This window comes from Vibrio sp. 2134-1, assembly GCF_033339495.1.
Genome location: NZ_JAWOUS010000343.1, coordinates 1 through 758, shown reverse-complemented (window position 1 = coordinate 758; position 758 = coordinate 1). Strand labels below are relative to the sequence as shown.

The 758-nt window shown below is 38.3% G+C and carries 1 protein-coding gene; it reads right to left on the bottom strand.

Features of this window, described 5'->3' with window-relative positions; translation table 11 throughout:
* Positions 1-167: 167 nt before the first annotated feature.
* Positions 168-497 (bottom strand): hypothetical protein, encoded by a 330-nt coding sequence (locus R7R78_RS25870; protein ID WP_017448068.1) that lies wholly within the window; start codon positions 495-497, stop codon positions 168-170.
* Positions 498-758: the final 261 nt, after the last annotated feature.

Here is a 758-nt window from a genome sequence, read left to right as displayed (position 1 = left end):
ATGTCACATATTCAGTTTTCTTCTCAACCCTCAACTCAAGCCTGTCTCGGGCGCTCGGGATTACTCCAAATTTTTAGTAAACATCCAATACAGCCTTGATGGTTGAAAACGCAATGACAGTGCAAAACGACAAAACCGCCTTTTGGGGCGGTTTTAAAAAGTGTTGGTTAAGCCAGTCCTTTAAAATCAACTCGGCCAATTGCACGTTTTACATAATCGGTAATAATGCTTGGCGGAGAGGTGTCATCTAGATAAATTGGCACGTTCACCGCTCGGTAGCAAACGACATCAACAAGCTCATACTCCTCCACCAATCCTGTCGCTATAAGTCTATGAATCAGATTGAGGGTCGAGAATAGATTAAGCCCTGTTGTTTTGCATAAGTCTTCTGCATTTAGCCCGAAACGGTTGCCTTCATATAGCCTGCCAAATACCAGTTCTTTGTATAGATTAAAGGCTCTTTTTTTTAAAGCTTTTCGTTTAAAGAAGCCAAACATATCTACTCCTTTTGTTGTTAAGTCAAAACTTTAAGGGATGGCGATTATCAATGCGACTTAATATGCAATCTTTGACATATGTCACTTTTTTAATTTGCACATAATAGAAAAATTTGGTCGTGTGGAGAACGCAGTTTATTTGCATTTTTACTCGACATTAAAATTCTAAACTTCTGGAATAATGGTAATAAAAATGTGCAATAGATCACTGTTTTAGATAGAAAAAACGTGAAAAATCCTGCGCTGTCAGTTGGCCGTTAT

What these genes read in the sequence shown, in the direction of transcription:
- R7R78_RS25870 (WP_017448068.1), bottom strand. Translation starts at nt 497, where the DNA reads ATGTTTGGCTTCTTTAAACGAAAAGCTTTAAAAAAAAGAGCCTTTAAT.